Origin of the sequence: Mucilaginibacter sp. (assembly GCF_965225845.1) — a bacterium.
Lineage (GTDB): Bacteria > Bacteroidota > Bacteroidia > Sphingobacteriales > Sphingobacteriaceae > Mucilaginibacter.
Genome location: NZ_CBDDBL010000002.1, coordinates 2,110,301 through 2,128,668, shown reverse-complemented (window position 1 = coordinate 2,128,668; position 18,368 = coordinate 2,110,301). Strand labels below are relative to the sequence as shown.

The following is an 18,368-nucleotide window of genomic DNA, read 5'->3' as shown; positions in this document are numbered from 1 at the left end:
TTTATTTTAATTAATCGTGTTATGGCTAAAGCCATTTATTTGTTTTGTACCAGTTAAGAGTTTCAGCCAGGCCTGAATCAAGGTTGTAAAGGGGGTAGTAACCAAGATCGTATTTTGCTTTTTCAATTTCGCAAAACCAGTTGACGGCCATTAATTCCAGCAATTTTTCAGAATTAAGTACAGCCGCTTTATTGTTCAAAGAACCGACTTTTTCTGATAGTAATGCAATAAGTCGCACAAAATTTACAGGCAGATGAAATTTAACGGTTTTCAAATTTAGCACATTTTTAGCAATCGCAGCTAATTCATAACGGTTATAAAAATTACCGTCGCTTAAGTTATAAGTACGCTGATCGCTGGTAAACAATGCTTTAATTGCCACGCGTGCAAGGTCTTTTACATAAATAAAACTCAATTTCTGATCCTTATAGCCTATATACGGTTCAATACCAGCTTTCAGTTGTTTAAAAAAAATAAATATGTCTTTATCCCTTGGGCCGTAAATGGCTGTTGGTCTTAAAATGGTATAATTTAGTGATGATATACTTTTTAGCTTTTCTTCGGCCAAAAGTTTGCTATTACCGTAAGCAGTAATTGGGTGGGGTAGTGTTTCTTCTGTAATTATGCCTTCTAAAGTGTTAAGCGGGCCAACCGCTGCAAGGCTGCTTATTAATACAAAAGCTTTTAAATTAATGTCGGTTGCTTTGGCGGCAGCGGCAAGGTTAAAAGTGTATTCGGCATTTATGATATTATACTCATCGGCAGATCGTGCCGTAGTAACACCAGCGGCATGGACGATATAATCATATTGCTTTTCTTTTAGTTCCTTTTTGAGTTCGATTATGTTCCCTAACTCAGGATAAGTAAAAATAATATTTAAATGCTTCAGATGATCTACCTTGCTGGTTTTGCGCACAGCCACAAAAACTTCCAGGTTATGTTGCAGCGCTTCTTCAATTAAGTGATAACCAACGAAGCCGCTTGCGCCGGTTATTAAAACCCGCTTTTTCATATATCTTTTTCGTAAAGCCTGTACTTTTTGTAGGGATCGCCTTTTATGGCGATGATGGCGTTGTTGATAAGTACATTGTTTTCCAACGTCCAGCCGGCTTCGGCACATTTAAAGCCACGTTCCTTATACCGTTTAATAATGGTTCCGTAAAGGCAGGCCTCGATACCCATTTTACGATAACCCTCTATCACCCCTAAAGCATAAATACGAATGCGCGATATTTTCTTTTTATTAAGTAATAACTTAAAGATCCCGGTGGGCAATAAGCGGCCGCGTTTTATGGTTTTGAAAATCTGGTTATAATCCGGCAAAGCCAAACCAAAACCCACGATTTTTCCTTGCTGCTCGGCTATAAGGCAAAATTCCGGGTCAAGGATTAGTTTAAGATCTTTAGCGAGATAATCAAACTCCTCGTCACTCATCGGCACAAATCCTGTATTTTGATCCCATGCTTTATTATATACTTCGCGAAGTTTGATAGCCTCATTCTTAAAATCCTTAAGGTTTATACTGCGAATAATTATATTATTCCGTTTTAAACGCTCCTGCAAAGTGTTTAATAAGCGTACTGATTTATCATCATAATTTTGTCCTTCCCAGTTCCATGATATCAGGTCGATCTGTTTTTCATAGCCTAATTTTTCTAACAGGTCTATATAATAAGGCGCGTTGTAGGTGTCCATTAAAACCGGCGAGCTGTCAAATCCTTGTACTAATAAACCACAAGGTTCATTGGTTGAGAAATTAACCGGGCCGATAATTTTTTGAGTAACACCTTTTTCCTTTAACCAGTTTTTAACAGTATTGAATAATTCAGCTGCAACAGCATCGTCATTAATGCAATCAAAAAAGCCGAAGAAACCGTCGTTACGCTTATTAAACTCGTTATGCGAATTGTTTAAAATTGCGGCAATACGGCCAGCAATTTTACCATCCTTGTAAGCAATAAATGTTTGTAACGAGTTGTGTTTGTGAAAAGGATGCTTGGTCAGCAAGTCTCTTTGAGCGATGAATAGTTCGGGAACGTAGCAGGGATCGTTTTTGTATAGATCGTGTGGGAAATCTATAAAATCTGTCAGCTCTTTTTTAGAGCTGACAGGAATTACTTCAATCATATTTTTTCTTTAACAGCAGTTACGCCAATCTCTTTAAATGCTTTAACTATTTTTTCTATAGCTTCATCAATTTGCTCAAACGTATGAGTAGCCATTAATGAGAAACGCAGTAAAGATGAATCAGATGGAACGGCCGGCGAAACAACAGGATTAACAAATACACCTGCCGCCTGTAAATGTTTAGTTACCAAAAATGTTTTGTCGTTATCGCGTACGTATATAGGTAATATCGGGCTTTCTGTTGGTCCAAGGTCAAATCCTTCATCTAAAAGGAGTTTCATAGCGTAATTGGTATTGTCCCAAAGTTTTTTGATGCGTTCCGGTTCAGATTCAATTATATCTAATGCCGCAATAACGCTTGCTACAGAGCCTGGTGTCATACTTGCACTAAACATTAATGAACGGGCACGATGTTTAAGGTAATCAATAGTGTCTCTATCGCTGGCTATAAATCCGCCTAATGAAGCTAATGATTTACTAAAGGTTCCCATAATTAAATCAACATCTTTAGTTAGGCCGAAATGGGAAGCTGTACCTGCACCTTTGTCACCTATTACACCCAAACTATGAGCGTCATCAATCATAATATTAGCACCATATTGATCGGCAAGTTCTACTATTTGTGGCAATTTGACAATATCTCCTTCCATACTGAAAATACCGTCAACGGCAATAACTTTTACGGCCTCTTCAGGAAGTATACTCAATTTGCGCTGCAAATCGGCCATGTCATTGTGGGCATACTTTATTACTTTTGAAAAGGAAAGCCTGCTGCCATCAATTATACAAGCATGGTCATATTCATCAAGTATAATATAATCATTACGCCCGGTTACGCATGAAAGTACACCAAGGTTAACCTGGTAACCAGTACTGAATAAAACAGTAGCCTCTTTACCAACATAGTTGGCTAACCTATTCTCTAACTCTATGTGTATATCAAGTGTGCCATTTAAAAATCTTGATCCTGCACAACCTGTACCATATTTATCAATAGCTTTTTTTGAAGCTTCTTTAATTCTCGGATGATTTGTTAAACCCAAATATGAATTTGAGCCAAACATTAGCACCCGCTTATTGTCTATCATTACCTCGGTATCCTGTGCCGACTCAATTGGCCTGAAATAAGGGTACAATCCTCGCTCCCTAAGTAAATTTGCAACTTGGAACTGAGCAATCTTCCCATGTAGTTTTTTAACCATGTATTAACCCTGCTTAAATTTTTTGTAAAAATACCATGAATAATTATATAACCTATGTTTAGCGTGTAATTTTTTTAAACACTAAGTAATCGCAGTCTTATTCATGTTCTGCAAATTAATTAAATTTTTTATAAAAACGGTACCAATATTTTAAAATTTGTTGTAAAAACATCTAAATCAGCTATAAATAGCTCTGCCTTTTATAACTCAATAATCTCATTTTTACTTAACGTTTACATATTTAAAACAAAAATAAAATACTGACTTGAGCTCTTGGAAATTATAAAAAAAACAAATGATTTATAATTATTTTAGGTTAATAATTTACAATTATACTTCTAATATAAGTAAATAATCTATCTGTCTCAATAATTAATTTAACATTTTGTTTACGTAAACTTATTTTTTGTAATGATATAAGATATGTACATATACGTAAATAATTAAAGTTATTGACTAGATTTATATCATATAGTTTAATTAATAACAAGGTAAGGCTTTTATATAGACAATTTGACTATAAAATCCTATTGTAAATTTTTGCCAAAAAAAAACTTAAACAATGTGTTTGGCATGAAAAACAAATGAAAACAGTGCTCAAATTTGAAGAAATTTAGCTTTGTTGACCATTAAAAATATAAAATAGCATACATATTTATCCTCACCTTAAAACTTGCATGCATAATTTATATGCTGATTTTTTTAATAAAAATGCCCGTTTATATATCTTAAACAGATTTAGCTAAAAACATTTGATTATCAGTTAATAAGCTTTTGAAATTGATTTATAACTTATTGAAGAGTATAAAAAAAAGTTATTCGTTTGATTAACTTTTACGTAAAAACTGGCACGTTGGCAAAGTATTTGTAAAGTCGGTGTTAAATAAAGAACAATTTATTTATACAACTTATAATTACACAACAATGAAAAAAGTAACAAACTTAGTAGCCGCAGCAGCAGTAGCAGTAGCTATATTTTTCGGATCAAGTGCAAAAGCACAAACAATTACACCAAACCAATTTCGTTTCGGATTAGGCGTTGAAAGTGGTGTAGTAACAGGTGATGCTCATGATTATTCAAACCTTTATTTAGGTGGAACAGCAAGATTACAATACGGGGTATCAAAAAATGTAGCCCTTACTTTAACATCTGGTTATTACAACTTCTTTGGTAAAAACGATCCTTTAACAGGTGAAAAATATCAGTCATTAGGTATGGTACCGGTTAAGGTAGGTGTTAAATATTTCTTTGCTCCAAGTTTTTACCTAAGTGGTGAAGCAGGTATTGGTATTGAAACCAAAGCTTTTGAACACCAGGGAGTAGTTGATGACAGAGCATCAGAAACCAGTACTAAATTATTATTATCTCCGGGAGTTGGTTATGCGAGCAAACACTGGGATCTTGGTGTACGTTATGAAAACTATTCAGGTCAGGACTTTAACTACGGTGTAGTTGGCCTACGTTTAGCTTACGGTTTTGGATTATAAGAAATAATAACTCACAACAAGAAGGAAAGCCCATTGAGAATTATTCAGTGGGCTTTTTATGTTCATACTATTTTGAGTAGTCACTGAGGTTGTAGATAGTTGTCATTCCCTAAAGCTATATTGAGCAGGGCTGGCAACGTAATTGTGACCAAGAATAGAAAAACAACTACAATTATGAAAAAATCTACAAACTTAATAGTTGCCGCGATTACAGCAGCGGCTCTATTTTTCGGATCGAGTGCAAAAGCACAAACAACTACTCCAGCTCCAAGCCCATGGAGGTTAGGTATTGGCCTTGAAACGGGTTTAACTGATGCAACAGCCAGCTATAATAAATTTGAATTGGGTGGTACAGCACGTTTACAATACAATGTTGGTAACCCTGTTGCATTAATGCTTACATCGGGTTATTATAACCTGTTCTCTAAAAACTATAGTGGTAAAGATATTGGCATTGTGCCGGTAAAAATTGGCGCAAAAATTTTCTTCGCGCCAAAATGGTATTTTAGTGCTGAAGGAGGTGCCGGTTTCGAAACCAAAGAAGATATTTCGACCGACAAAAAGGACGTCAAACTAATATTATCTCCGGGCATTGGTTATGCAACTTCTGCAGGGATTGATTTGGGCTTACGTTACGAAAACTTATCGGGCCAGGATTACAGCTATGGTATAATTGGCTTAAGAATAGCTTACGGCTTTAAACTGTAATTTTTTAGTTAAAAGAGAAGCCCTTCCCAATAATTGGCAAGGGCTTCTCTTTGCATTTATATTTAGTTTATTGCAATTTTGCTAAAGCAGCTTTTATGCGTTTAACGGCTTCGGTCAATTGCTCTTCCGATGCAGCGTATGATAAACGTAATGATTTAGGGTCACCGAATGAATCGCCGCCTACAGTTGCAACATGTCCTTCTTCTAATAAATAGATTGCTAACTCGTCAGAATCATTGATCGTTCTGCCATTGTAGCTTTTACCGAAAAATGAAGTTACGTTCGGGAAGAAATAAAATGCGCCATCAGGCAGGTTAACTTTTAAACCTTCTATCTCGCTTAGTAAGCCATAAACTAAGTCGCGGCGTTTTTTGAATTGCTCACGCATTGCCAAAACAGTTTCTAAACCACCCTCATAAGCAGCAATGCCAGCACGTTGTGTAATAGAGCAGGTACCCGATGTGATCTGGCCTTGTAATTTATCAAAAGCAGCGGCGGTTTCTTTGTTTGATGCGGAGTAGCCAATCCTCCAGCCGGTCATAGCGTAAGATTTTGAGAAACCATTGATGATGATTACACGGTCTTTAATGCTGTCAAACTGCGCAATAGACTCATGTTTTTCGCCGTAGTTGATGTGCTCATAGATCTCGTCGGACATGATCCAGATATTTGGGTATTTTTCAAATACTTTCGCTAAACCCTCTAACTCAGCTTTGCTGTAAACACTGCCGGTTGGGTTGCTTGGCGAAGAGAACATAAACAATTTTGATTTCGGCGTAATTGCCGCTTCTAATTGCTCAGGAGATATTTTAAAATCGGTGCTGACGTCAGTATCAATAAATACGCTTTCGCCTTCAGCCAATTTTACAACTTCGCTATATGATACCCAGTATGGGGTTGGGATGATCACTTCATCGCCCGGGTTAACCAAACACAATACGGCGTTGGCGATTGATTGCTTTGCACCTGTTGAAACCACAATCTGGCTAAAATCATAATCCAAACCATTTTCGTCCTTTAACTTTTTAACAATGGCCTTTCGTAGTTCAGGGTAACCCGCTACTGGTGTATAATAGGTGTAATTTTCATCCATCGCCTTCTTGGCAGCATCCTTAATGTGTTCAGGTGTATGAAAATCCGGTTCGCCAAAACTTAGGCTAATTACGTCTACGCCCTTGGCGGCAAGCTCACGGCCCATTTTAGCCATTTTTATAGTTGCCGACTCAGACAGGTTGTTGATCCTGTTACTTAGTGCACTCATGTTAAATAAATTATTTATTAATTGCGGCAAATATATAAAAACTCGTAAGTGTTTGGCCTGTTGTGTTAAGCGAACGTGAATTTTTGCAGATAATTAAATGTGGTAAACTTAATACTTGTAAGTTTCGAGTTTAAGCTGAAATAATACAAGGGTTATTTATAAATTTGGCAATAAATTTAACTGCTTTGCGCGAACAAAAACGGATCATTCTTATTTCGCTTATCACGGGTATAATACTCATGGGGGCTAAATTTGGAGCTTATTTTTTAACATCATCAAACTTTGTATTAACTGATGCTGCTGAAAGTATTGTAAACGTATTGGCAAGTTCGTTCGCATTCTTTAGCATTTACCTGGCGTCGCAACCCCGGGACGAGAACCATCCTTACGGCCACGGAAAAGTAGAATATTTCTCCGTATTTATTGAGGGCTCATTGATTGGCATTGCGGGAGTTATCATTATCGCAAAATCAGTTTATGGCATCTTTTATCCTAATGCTATTCATGACCTGTTAGTCGGTGCTATTATTATAGGTATAACCGGCGCTGTAAATGGCGGCCTGGGATATTATATGATTGGCCAAGGTAAAAAGATCCCATCTATAACTATTGAGGCCGATGGCCGCCACCTGATAACTGATATGGTGACCAGTTTAGGTTTAGTTGTTGGCTTGTTACTGATTTATTTTACCAAGATTTTATTGCTTGATAGCCTGCTATCCATATTTGTTGGTTTATACATATTGTTTACAGGTTATAAACTGGTTCGACGCTCGGTTGCAGGATTAATGGATGAAGCCGATTTTGGCGTAGTTACTGAAATTGTTCAGATGTTGGATGAACAACGTCGGGATGAGTGGATAGACCTGCACAACTTCCGTGCACAGAAGTATGGTAATGAGCTGCACATCGATTGCCACATAACGCTGCCTAATTACCTTGATTTGAACCGTGTTCATTCCGAGGTATCGCTGGTAGATAAGCTGGTGAATAGTAATATTACCAAAACAGAGTTATTTATACACGCCGACCCATGTTTGCCGGATTGCTGCCACTATTGCAGCATGCCGAATTGCCCGATACGATCAGAGGCGCAAACCATTCGCATCCCATGGACAATGGAAAAGGTTATCAGGAACAAAAAACACTTTGAAGATTAATGAGCTATTTTAATGTACGAGTATATGGCTTACTTATAAATGAATACCAGGAGATTCTGGTGAGCGATGAGCAGGAATACGGCATGCAATTCACTAAATTCCCCGGCGGTGGTTTGGAGTATGGTGAGGGAATGACTGACGGCCTGAAACGTGAGTTTGTGGAAGAATGCAATGCCGAAGTTGAGATTTTAAATCATTTTTATACGACAGACTTTTTCGTGAAGTCGGCTTTTAACGATTCACAGATCATCAGCGTTTATTATTTAATTAAGAATACCGATACTCTGCAATTAAAGTTTAAAACCAAAGTTTTTGATTTTGACGGAGATGTTGAGCCATTGCAATCGTTCCGCTGGATTAAGTTGAGCGAATTAACAGAAGCTGATTTCACTTTCCCAATTGATAAATATGTTGCAGGGCTTTTAATAAAGAATTTATGAGTTTAGCAGATAGGGACCTTGCCGTAATTTGGCACCCATATACCCAAATGAAAACCGCCGCCCGGCCAATCCCAATAGTTAGGGGTGAAGGTGCTTGTTTATATAGTGAGGATGGAAAAAAATATATCGACGCGGTATCATCATGGTGGGTTAATATTCACGGGCATGCCAATAAATATATCGGCCAAAAAGTAGCGGAGCAGCTATTAACTTTAGAACACGTGATATTTGCCGGTTTTACACATCCAACTGCAGTTAAATTGGCAGAACGATTGCTCGCGGTATTACCATCAAACCAACGAAAAAGTTTTTATTCTGATAATGGCTCAACCGCTATTGAAGTTGCCATTAAAATGTGCCTGCAATACTGGAACAACCAGGGCAAGCCACGTACCAAAATGCTGGCATTTAAAAACGCTTATCACGGCGATACTTTTGGCGCTATGGCCGTAAGTGGGCGCAGCGCTTTTACAGCGGCGTTTGATTCTTTATTATTTGAGGTAGAATTTATTGACCTGCCAGATGCGTCAAATATTGAAGATCTCAAATCTCAGATCTCAGATCTCAAATCTGAATTAGCTTGCTTCATATTCGAGCCGCTGATCCAGGGAACGGCTGGAATGATCATGTACGGGGCGGAGTACTTGGATGAGCTACTTGAACATTGTATTACAGAGGGTGTGCTAACCATTGCCGACGAAGTATTCACCGGTTTTGGGCGTACCGGTAAGTTATTTGCCTGTGATTATTTAACTCAGCAACCGGATATCATGTGCTTTTCAAAGGGCTTAACAGGCGGTACCATGGCTTTAGGTTTAACTACTTGCACGCAACAAATTTACGATGCTTTTTTATCTGATGATAAGTTAAAAACACTCTTTCACGGGCATTCTTATACCGCGAACCCGGTTGCCTGTTCAGCCGCATTAGCGAGCTTGGATATTACTTTGCAGCATGCCACTATGCAAAACATCAGGCGGATTGAGGCCAGGCACAGTGCTTTCGCTGATAAAATAAAGGCTCATCCAAAGGTGAGAACTATTCGCCAAACAGGTACAATTGTAGCATTTGAATGGGAGATAGGCGACAACACCTCTTATTTTAGCTCGCTTCGTGACAGGCTTTACCAGTATTTTATTGATGCCGGTATAATTTTGCGGCCTTTGGGCAACATCCTGTATATTTTACCTCCGTATTGCATTACCGATGACGAGCTAAACTATATTTACGCCAAAATTGAGCAGGCGCTCGAAGAGATCTAAAAATGGAACTATCAAACATACTACCTACAATAATAGCCGATAATCAATTACATGCCCGCTGGCTAAACACCCTTTCGTTGATGGAAAATACCGGCGCGCGAAAAATCTCCGCAAGCGAAGACCCGGTTACTGTAACATACATTATACTTAAACATGCTGCTGAAGAGCATCGCCATGCTTTCTACCTCAAAAAGCAAATAGAAAAAGTGGCTGAAGGTTTATGCCCAACATATTCCGGCGAATACCTGCTGGCACCTGCTTACAGCAAATATTATTTGAACCAACTGGATGTTGACGTTTGTCGCTATCTTAAAAACGAGCTAAAACTGTCAGGCCGTGAGCTTAGGTTTGCCGCATACCTTTTAGTTACCTACGCTATTGAAGTTCGTGCCGATGAGCTTTACCCGGTTTATCAGGGTGCTTTGGATAGCACAGGAAGCAAGGTGAACGTAAAATCGATTATATTAGAAGAGGAGGGGCATTTAGAAGAAATGATTAACCAGCTGCAGCATTTTTCGCCTGACTGGCAACTGCACGCCCAAAAGGCTGTAGATATGGAAACCCGTTTATTTAATAGCTGGGTAAATGAACTGGGAGCTATTCTAAAAAATTAAGAAATATAAATTCAACGTAAAAAAGCCATCCGTTAATTAACGGATGGCTTTTTTACGTTGAAGGCTTTTTTACTTATTGGGCATTCAGATCGTCCATACCTACTTTATCAATATCTTTTGCGATAACAAATGTTCCTGCAGGTGCTTTACCCTCAGTTATGCTTTTAACAGTTATGCTAATTTCCTGGCCTTGTTGAAAAGCTGTATATTGAACAGGAAATGCACCAATAGCGCTGTAGTAAAAAGGTATTGCCGTTGATGGAACAGTAACATCGTTGGTTACCCAAACATCGTAGGTTTTGCCGCTTTTGTTATCTTTCGCTACGATCTTTTTGCAATTAAAACCGGATATGGTTTTAGTTTCAGTAGAAGGTGTGTAGGTAAAAGTTGGTACATTGGTAGCAAACTGCTCTATTTCTGCAGGAGTTGCAATACCGGCTTTTTTAATACCCGCAACGGGTATATCCAACACAATGGCTAAATAATCATGTTTAGCATCGCCCAATATTTTAACATTACCGGCACCAAAAGTGATAACAGATGCAGATGAATCCGGCGAAAAATAGTTGTTTACAGTTGCAGGGTTGCCGCGTAGCTCGGTATCAAAGGAGAAATATCCGTTTGTATAGGCTTTTTGAGCGTTTGCTTTAATTGCACCTGCTGTAAGGGTAAGGCCCAGTGCAGCTGCTAATACTTTAATGTTCATAATTTCTTTAGATTTTAAACCAATTTAGGGATTTGTTTATGTAAACCAAATTCTTTTTATTTTAATTAGATACGGCAACCAGCGCTTTGTTACGTTTTAACACCATAAAATTTGCAGCAGGCCATTTTATCTGCCGAATTTCACTTAAAAACCGATCGCTGTTGCTTGCGCTGATGAGCAATTTTTGATACGTGTAATTCTTGTTGATGTTGCTAAAATCGATGTAAGGATTACCCGTTATATATAAATAATCTGTTCTTAGTTTATCATCAAACCGGTAATTTTTAATTGATCTGTCGAAAAGTACAACCCGCTTATTTTCAAACTGAATAAGGTTTGATTTTTTTAGCACGAATGGAGTGTTGATATCCTGCTTTAAATTACAAACGCTTACGATATTAATCTTGCAGCTATCCAAATAAGGCTGAACGGAATAGCGGTAGTTTTTATCCGTATCACCCAAATCCGACAATACTATCGCATTGTTGCCACGCCTCATAACAATTCCGGTATGGCTGCGCAGGTTTAAAAAGGCGATGCTATTAGTTTGCAGGGAGCTAATTCTATCATAACTTAAATTTAAACTCAATAATAAAAAACAAATTAAACTCAATCGAAGCAGCCAAACTTTTCTATCATACAGAAAATAAAACAGGCTGATGATGATGGCATAGAGCAAAAGATATTCTGCGGTATTTAGCCATATCTTATTGATAATTGCTATAGGGAAATGCTGAATAGCGGTCAGTGCCCGGTTCATGATTAAGATCGTTTTCTCCAAAATCCAGCCTAAATATTGCGATACAAAAGTTATCTGCGGCAGCAGTAAATAAAGTATCCCGGTATACATAATAATTGCCGCGGGAATAATAACCAGCACATTGCTCACCAAAAAATAAACCGGGAACTGATGAAAATAAAACGCGCTCAACGGAAATGTAACGAGTTGCGCTGATATCGACACCGCTGATATCGACCAAAGCCTGTCGGCAAATTTGTTTTTGAAGTTGAACCAACCATACGCTATCGGCCTGAAAATGATCAATCCTGCAACAGCAATGTATGCCAATTGGAATCCAACCTCGGTAATAAACAGCGGGTTGTATAACAGCAAAACAAATGCGGAGAATGCCAGGATATTCAAGGTATTAATGTATTGATTATACGTTCTGCCGATCACGATCATGCTTACTACTAAAACCGCGCGGCATACTGCGGGCGAAAATCCGGTTAGCAAGGCATAGTAACCTAATATGCCGATGATCAATAGTGCTCTAAATACTTTTCCATATTTGTGGTGCCTCAAAAAACTTAACAAGTAAGTCAGCAGCAAATAAATAATCGCCACCTGCGAACCTGAAACAGTCAACACATAAACCGTCCCGGTTTGGGAATAGGCTTGTAATATGTCATTGCTTAAATCTGCCCGATAACCTAATAGCATGGTTGATGCTACGGCAAAGGCATTGGGATCATGGATGTTAGCTCTTAATTTTCTGATTAATTGTTGCCTTAATTTTAAAGCATAGGCAACAACGGGATTGCCTGAATCGTGCGCCAGCAGAACAAAATGGTGCCCAAAAAAAAACGACTGGTAATAAATGTTTTGGTCAGCTAAGTAATTCTTGTAATTAAACTCAGCAGGGTTAAAGGGAGGGTCTACAGGGGAGTAGTTTGATGGCAGCAATATTTCATCGCCATAAGATAGGCTTTGCGCTAAACTATCTTTTAAGGTAACTAATAACGTTCCGCTGCTGGCTATTTTAGTGCCTTTATTAATTGTTTCTTCAACTGTACCGGTAAATCTCAACAAACTTTTTTTTATAACAGGTTCGTTATTGATCCGCATGACCAAAAACTGCGATGGTGTTTTAGAGAAATGGTTGTTGCGGTTAAGTTCGCTGTGGTTGGCTACGCTTATCCAACCCACTAAAATTAATATCAGGCTAATGAGCGCTCCGCCTATCCATCTTATCTTATAAATATTAAACCGTTTATAACCGATGTTTAAGGTTATGAATGTAATGGAAAAAGCAATAAGCAGGATGATTAGAATAGATGGAACAATAAAACCCGCATAGTTTAGGCTTAAAGTTAGGCCTAACAAAAACGGAATTATTAAAATTACAAAAGGGACTTCGCCTTTGTGATTTGCTATCATTGTGACTTTCCAATTGTCATTTCGAACGAGGTACGGGAAGAAATCTTCTTTGATCTGTAAAGCGAACTATGCAGGGAGAAGAAGATTTCTTCCTGTCGGTCGAAATGACAGGGTTTAGAGCATTAATCAATAAAGATACTCCTTCCCCCAATAATTACAACTGGTCTTTAACCTCTAACAGGAATTTTTTTATGTTCTCGAGCGAATCGATCACACGCTGGGTTTCCCTGGTTTCGCCGGAATTGGTTTTCAGGTGCTCTTTGGCACCATTCAACGTATAGCCTTTATCGCGGATCAAGTGGAAGATGATCTTCAGGTTTTCAAGGTCTTCTGGGGTAAAATAGCGGTTGCCTTTTTTATTCTTTTTGGGTTGAAGAACGTCAAATTCTTTTTCGTAAAACCTTATCAATGATTGATTAACATCAAACATAGCCGATACTTCACCCATGGTGTAGTACATTTTGCTGATCTCGCGTTCTTTGTAAGGCATTTGCAAATGTAATTATGAATTTCGGAATTTGGATGTTCGATTTCCGATTTAAAAGATTGATTATTTTCTATCAATCCGAAATTGAAAATCCGACATCCGAAATCATTCAAAAACCTATATTTGCATCCTATGACCGCTACCGAGATACGCCAGGCTTTTTTAGATTTTTTTGCTGCTAAAGGACATACTATTGTTCCTTCGGCACCTATAGTTGTTAAAAACGACCCGACATTGATGTTCACCAATGCCGGTATGAACCAATTTAAGGCCATTTTTTTGGGCGAGGAACCAGCCAAATATCCACGCGTTGCGGATACCCAGCGTTGTCTGCGTGTTTCGGGCAAGCATAACGACCTGGAGGAAGTGGGTATCGATACCTATCACCATACCATGTTTGAAATGCTGGGTAATTGGAGCTTTGGCAACTACTTTAAAAAAGAAGCAATTGCCTGGAGCTGGGAATTATTGACCGAAGTTTATAAATTAGATAAAGACCGCCTTTACGTTACCTATTTTGAGGGTGACGAAAAGGAAGGCCTGGCGAAAGATACCGAAACCTACGACCTATGGAAACAGTATGTAGATGAAGCCCACATACTACCCGGAAACAAGAAGGACAATTTTTGGGAAATGGGCGAAACCGGTCCCTGCGGGCCATGTTCGGAGATCCATTTCGATAGCCGCCCGCAAGCTGTGCGCGACACTGAAAGCGGCGCAGTACTAGTAAACGCCGACCATGACCAGGTGATTGAAATCTGGAATAACGTGTTCATGCAGTTTAACCGTTTAAAGGACGGCTCATTGCAAACTCTGCCCGCGCAACATGTGGATACGGGGATGGGCTTTGAGCGTTTGGTAAGGGTGCTGCAAGGTAAGACTTCGAACTATGATACGGATGTTTTTCAGCCGATGATCCAATTCATTGCGGAAAAATCAGGCAAGAAATACGATAGCGCCGCTAAACCCGGCGATGCAGATTGGAGCGAAGCCGTTGCCATGCGTGTAATGGCTGACCATATTCGTGCGATCAGTTTTGCGATAAGCGACGGGCAGTTGCCATCAAATAATAAAGCGGGTTATGTTATCCGCAGGATATTACGCCGGGCGGTTAGGTATCAGTACCAATATTTAGGTTTTAAAGAGCCATTTCTAAATACTTTGGTGCCTTTGTTGGCGGAGCAGTTTAAGGGTGTTTTTGACGAGTTGTACAGTCAGAAGGATTTTGTGCAGAAGGTGATTTTAGAGGAGGAAAATAGCTTTTTGAGGACTTTAGAAAATGGATTGCAAAGATTTACAGTTTATTTAACGAGATTAATTAATCGTGAAGAGAAGGCTAATCTTATCCAAAAACATGATTTATTGAATGAAGAACCGAAATCAGTAGAAGAATCTATGCAAAAGGGTTTCGAGTTTTCGGCAGATATTGCTAACCTGTTAGCAGGCAAAATTATTTTTGGCGACTTTGCTTTTGAACTATCAGATACTTACGGTTTTCCATTAGATTTAACCGAATTAATGGCTCGGGAAAAAGGGCTTACAGTTGATGTTAAGGGTTTCGAAGAAGCCCTCCAAGCCCAAAAATCTCGTTCCCGTGCTGCCACATCTATTGATACCAGTGACTGGATTATTTTAAAAGATGATGATACCGTTGAGTTTACCGGTTATGATGAAACGGAAAGCGTTGCCCACGTGGTAAAATACCGCAAGGTAACCGCAAAAGGGAAAGAACAATACCAGGTTGTGCTGGATAAAACACCTTTCTACGCCGAAAGCGGCGGCCAGGTAGGTGATACCGGGGAGCTGGTCTTCCCGGATGGTGAGGTAATCAACGTAACCGATACCAAAAAAGAGAACGGGCTGATCGTTCATTTTGTGGATAAGCTGCCGGAAGATATTGACGACGCACTAACCGCCATTGTTGATGTTCAAAAACGTAACAGTACCAACAATAACCACTCGGCAACGCATCTGCTGCATGCTGCCATGAAACAGGTTTTGGGAGCGCACGTAAACCAAAAAGGTTCATTGGTGAATGCGGAGTATTTGCGTTTTGACTTTTCGCACTTTGCTAAAGTAACTGAGGAAGAGATCAGCAAGATAGAAGCCATTGTTAATGAAAAGATCCGCGAAAATATTACTTTAAAAGAGGAGCGCGACGTGCCTTATGACATTGCCATCCAAAGCGGCGTAACTGCCTTATTTGGTGAGAAGTATGGCGATAAGGTACGTGTAATTACCTTCGATGATAAATTTAGTAAGGAGCTTTGCGGTGGTACGCATGTAAAGGCTACCGGTTTTATCGGTTACTTTAAAATAGTTTCAGAAAGCGCAGTTGCTGCGGGTGTACGCCGTATTGAGGCTATTACCGGTATTGCTGCTGAAAACTTTATTAACGAGCAAAGTAAACTGGTCCAGCAATTAAAGGAATTACTAAAAAACCCGAAGGATATATCCAAAAGCGTTGAAAGCCTGATAGAAGAAAATGCCAAGCTTAAAAAAGAAATAGAAAAATCTATCCTTGAAAAATCATCCGGCCTGAAAACTGAACTGGCTGAGAAGACTGAGCATATCAATGGCATCAACTTCATCGCCCAAAAGGTTGAATTGCCTAATGCCGATGCGGTTAAAAACCTTGCTTACCAAATAAAGGATATTGTAAGCGACCTGTTCCTGGTGCTTGCTGCTGATATCGACGGCAAACCAAACCTGACCGTAATGCTAAGCGAAAACTTAGTGAAAGATAAAGGTTTGAATGCGGGTAACATCGTTCGTGAACTGGCTAAGGAGATCCAGGGCGGCGGCGGCGGTCAGCCGTTTTTTGCTACAGCCGGCGGCAAAGATCTAAGCGGGTTGGACAGGGCACTTGAAAAAGCGAAAAGCTTTATCGCTTAAATATAAAAAGAGCGCCAGTTTTTTTTGACGCTCTTTTTATATAATTTTATATTTAACCTGATTTTTAAAATTATCTGCGTGCTAAACGCATAATAGTATTTACAATTTCGTTACCTACCTTCTTTTGTGAACCCGGCAATTGTTTCAGGCTATCTGCATATTTTATGGCTTCCTGTTCATTATCAAACAACAAAACTGCATCGTTATTTACCTCACTATCAATGCCTTTTGGCGGCACAGGCAACAGGTAGTTCATAAACGACGAAAAATTGATCTTTGATGGCCCGTTAGACGGGATACTAATTCTTAACATGATAAAATAAATTTTTGGTTTATTCTGATAACTAATAAACAATACCCCAATAAAAGTGTTTGAGGTGGAATTATATTTTTTGTAACTTTTTTATCACAAAGTTATGAGCGTTGTAACCAAATCTCTATCAGATTAAAAAAGCGGAAATAACGATTTGAAAATCAAACTATTTCAGTAATTTAAGCAGAACAAATTTTGCTTATGGCTGATACCGCAACCGCACAGTTAAAACGAGTTTTAAAACCCATCCACCTGTGGGCAATTGCCGTGGGGCTGGTCATTTCCGGCGAATATTTCGGCTGGAATTATGGCTGGGGCATATCAGGCACTATCGGCTTTTTAATAGCCACCGTCATCATTACGGTAATGTACATCACGTTCATTTTCAGCTATACCGAATTAACCACAGCCATCCCGCATGCAGGCGGCGCTTTTGCTTATGCGTACCGGGCGATGGGGCCGTTCGGCGGATTAATTGCCGGTTATGCCACGCTGATCGATTTTTTGTTTGCCACGCCCGCAATCGCTGCCGCCTTGGGCAGTTATTTGCATTTTTTATATCCAGCTGTTCCCATTATTCCGTCGGCATTGTTTTTTAACGTCCTGTTCATCGGGATCAATATTTCCGGCATGAAGGAATCCGCTACATTCTCAGTCGTCATAACAATCCTCGCAGTAGCAGAATTATTGTTATTCATGGGCGTGGTTGGTCCGCATTTTAAAATGAGTAATTATTTAAGTCACCCGATGCCATTTGGCTGGGGTGGGGTATTCGCGGCTTTGCCCTTCGCGGTTTGGTTTTATTTGGCGATTGAAGGCGTGGCCATGGTTGCCGAAGAAGTAAAAGAACCTAAAAAAAACATACCGATAGGGTATATATCAGGCTTGGCTACATTGATCTTTCTAACTTTTGGGGTAATGATACTCACCGGAGGCATAACCGACTGGCACCGGCTAAGTAATGTGCTCGATCCATTGCCTGAATCGATTGCCATTGCTTTAGGCAAAGCCAACGGCTTAACCAAGATATTCGCCAGTATTGGTTTGTTTGGATTGATCGCCTCATTTCATGGTACCATACTGGCTTCATCGCGGCAGGTTTATGCCATGGCACGCAGTGGATACTTACCCCGGTTTCTATCCAAACTAAACCAACATTTTCAAACGCCTTATTGGGCGCTGATAGCAGGAGGAGTTGTCAGCATGATTGCTTTGTATTTTGATAATACGGCAGAAAATATTGTGATATTATCCGCAATGGGCGCGGTGTTTATGTACATGATGAGCATGATCAGCTTATTTATCCTGCGCAAAAAAGAACCTGGCCTGGAGCGGCCGTTTTCATCACCATTTTACCCAATATTTCCGGCGGTGGCTTTGATCATTTCGGCGGTATCTTTATTCGCGATCATTTATTATCATTTTATGGTGAGTTTGGTGTTTTTCGCGTTATTAGCTGTAATTACCATTGTTTTTGTGTTGATGGGAAAACATAAGGAACTATTGGTGGAGGAAAATATGGTGGCACCAGCTATCGTCTGAAT

At 39.3% G+C, this 18,368-nt stretch carries 16 protein-coding genes; 8 read left to right on the top strand and 8 right to left on the bottom strand.

The window, feature by feature from the left end; translation table 11 throughout:
• Positions 1-25 precede the first annotated feature (25 nt).
• Genes ACYZ0U_RS13590 through spt form a run of 3 tightly spaced genes read right to left on the bottom strand, consistent with a single transcriptional unit; the run spans position 26 to position 3,329 of the window.
• Positions 26-1,012: an NAD-dependent epimerase/dehydratase family protein gene (locus tag ACYZ0U_RS13590; protein ID WP_461453079.1), complete on the bottom strand. Its 987-nt coding sequence runs from the start codon at positions 1,010-1,012 to the stop codon at positions 26-28.
• Entirely contained in the window at positions 1,009-2,127 is a 1,119-nt protein-coding gene (locus tag ACYZ0U_RS13585) for a GNAT family N-acetyltransferase (RefSeq protein WP_461453078.1), read from the bottom strand. The genes ACYZ0U_RS13590 and ACYZ0U_RS13585 overlap by 4 nt, the downstream gene beginning before the upstream one ends.
• Positions 2,124-3,329, bottom strand: a complete 1,206-nt coding sequence (spt, locus tag ACYZ0U_RS13580; protein ID WP_461453077.1) for a serine palmitoyltransferase — start codon at positions 3,327-3,329, stop codon at positions 2,124-2,126. The genes ACYZ0U_RS13585 and spt overlap by 4 nt, the downstream gene beginning before the upstream one ends.
• Positions 3,330-4,253: 924 nt before the next feature.
• Here spt and ACYZ0U_RS13575 point away from each other — a divergent pair.
• Together ACYZ0U_RS13575 and ACYZ0U_RS13570 are read left to right on the top strand one after the other, a co-directional pair.
• Positions 4,254-4,817, top strand: coding sequence for an outer membrane beta-barrel protein (locus ACYZ0U_RS13575; RefSeq protein ID WP_461453076.1), 564 nt, complete (start codon positions 4,254-4,256; stop codon positions 4,815-4,817).
• Positions 4,818-4,991: 174 nt separating this feature from the next.
• Positions 4,992-5,525: an outer membrane beta-barrel protein gene (locus tag ACYZ0U_RS13570; RefSeq protein WP_461453075.1), complete on the top strand. Its 534-nt coding sequence runs from the start codon at positions 4,992-4,994 to the stop codon at positions 5,523-5,525.
• Between the two features lie 67 nt (positions 5,526-5,592).
• On the opposite strand, the gene ACYZ0U_RS13565 is transcribed toward ACYZ0U_RS13570, so the two are convergent.
• The gene (locus ACYZ0U_RS13565) at positions 5,593-6,786 is read right to left on the bottom strand and encodes a pyridoxal phosphate-dependent aminotransferase (RefSeq protein WP_461453074.1); all 1,194 of its coding nucleotides are present in this window, start codon (positions 6,784-6,786) and stop codon (positions 5,593-5,595) included.
• A 185-nt stretch (positions 6,787-6,971) separates the two neighbouring features.
• Here ACYZ0U_RS13565 and ACYZ0U_RS13560 point away from each other — a divergent pair, with 185 nt between their 5' ends.
• Genes ACYZ0U_RS13560 through ACYZ0U_RS13545 form a run of 4 tightly spaced genes read left to right on the top strand, consistent with a single transcriptional unit; the run spans position 6,972 to position 10,262 of the window.
• Positions 6,972-7,946 carry a cation diffusion facilitator family transporter gene (locus ACYZ0U_RS13560; protein ID WP_461453073.1) on the top strand — a complete coding sequence of 325 codons (975 nt, stop codon included), beginning with the start codon at positions 6,972-6,974 and terminating at the stop codon, positions 7,944-7,946.
• Positions 7,946-8,386 carry an NUDIX domain-containing protein gene (locus ACYZ0U_RS13555; protein WP_461453072.1) on the top strand — a complete coding sequence of 147 codons (441 nt, stop codon included), beginning with the start codon at positions 7,946-7,948 and terminating at the stop codon, positions 8,384-8,386. Before ACYZ0U_RS13560 ends, ACYZ0U_RS13555 begins: the two co-directional genes overlap by 1 nt.
• Complete coding sequence (gene bioA / locus ACYZ0U_RS13550; protein WP_461453071.1) at positions 8,383-9,648, top strand: adenosylmethionine--8-amino-7-oxononanoate transaminase; 1,266 nt, start codon at positions 8,383-8,385, stop codon at positions 9,646-9,648. Before ACYZ0U_RS13555 ends, bioA begins: the two co-directional genes overlap by 4 nt.
• 2 nt (positions 9,649-9,650) lie before the next feature.
• A complete protein-coding gene (locus ACYZ0U_RS13545; RefSeq protein WP_461453070.1) occupies positions 9,651-10,262 on the top strand; it encodes a hypothetical protein in 612 nt (203 codons plus the stop codon).
• 73 nt (positions 10,263-10,335) lie between these two features.
• On the opposite strand, the gene ACYZ0U_RS13540 is transcribed toward ACYZ0U_RS13545, so the two are convergent.
• The 3 genes from ACYZ0U_RS13540 to ACYZ0U_RS13530 form a co-directional block, all read right to left on the bottom strand.
• On the bottom strand, positions 10,336-10,968 hold the full coding sequence (locus ACYZ0U_RS13540; protein WP_461453069.1) for a hypothetical protein: 633 nt from the start codon (positions 10,966-10,968) through the stop codon (positions 10,336-10,338).
• Between the two features lie 61 nt (positions 10,969-11,029).
• Positions 11,030-13,129: a ComEC/Rec2 family competence protein gene (locus ACYZ0U_RS13535; protein WP_461453068.1), complete on the bottom strand. Its 2,100-nt coding sequence runs from the start codon at positions 13,127-13,129 to the stop codon at positions 11,030-11,032.
• 154 nt (positions 13,130-13,283) lie between these two features.
• On the bottom strand, positions 13,284-13,619 hold the full coding sequence (locus ACYZ0U_RS13530; RefSeq protein WP_461453067.1) for a MerR family transcriptional regulator: 336 nt from the start codon (positions 13,617-13,619) through the stop codon (positions 13,284-13,286).
• Between the two features lie 129 nt (positions 13,620-13,748).
• Here ACYZ0U_RS13530 and alaS point away from each other — a divergent pair, with 129 nt between their 5' ends.
• Positions 13,749-16,511, top strand: a complete 2,763-nt coding sequence (alaS, locus tag ACYZ0U_RS13525; protein ID WP_461453066.1) for an alanine--tRNA ligase — start codon at positions 13,749-13,751, stop codon at positions 16,509-16,511.
• Positions 16,512-16,581: 70 nt separating this feature from the next.
• On the opposite strand, the gene ACYZ0U_RS13520 is transcribed toward alaS, so the two are convergent.
• Positions 16,582-16,824 (bottom strand): hypothetical protein, encoded by a 243-nt coding sequence (locus ACYZ0U_RS13520; protein ID WP_461453065.1) that lies wholly within the window; start codon positions 16,822-16,824, stop codon positions 16,582-16,584.
• A gap of 201 nt (positions 16,825-17,025) precedes the next feature.
• On the opposite strand from ACYZ0U_RS13520, the gene eat reads away from it, so the two are divergent.
• On the top strand, positions 17,026-18,366 hold the full coding sequence (gene eat / locus ACYZ0U_RS13515; RefSeq protein ID WP_461453064.1) for an ethanolamine permease: 1,341 nt from the start codon (positions 17,026-17,028) through the stop codon (positions 18,364-18,366).
• The last annotated feature ends 2 nt before the right edge of the window (positions 18,367-18,368 follow it).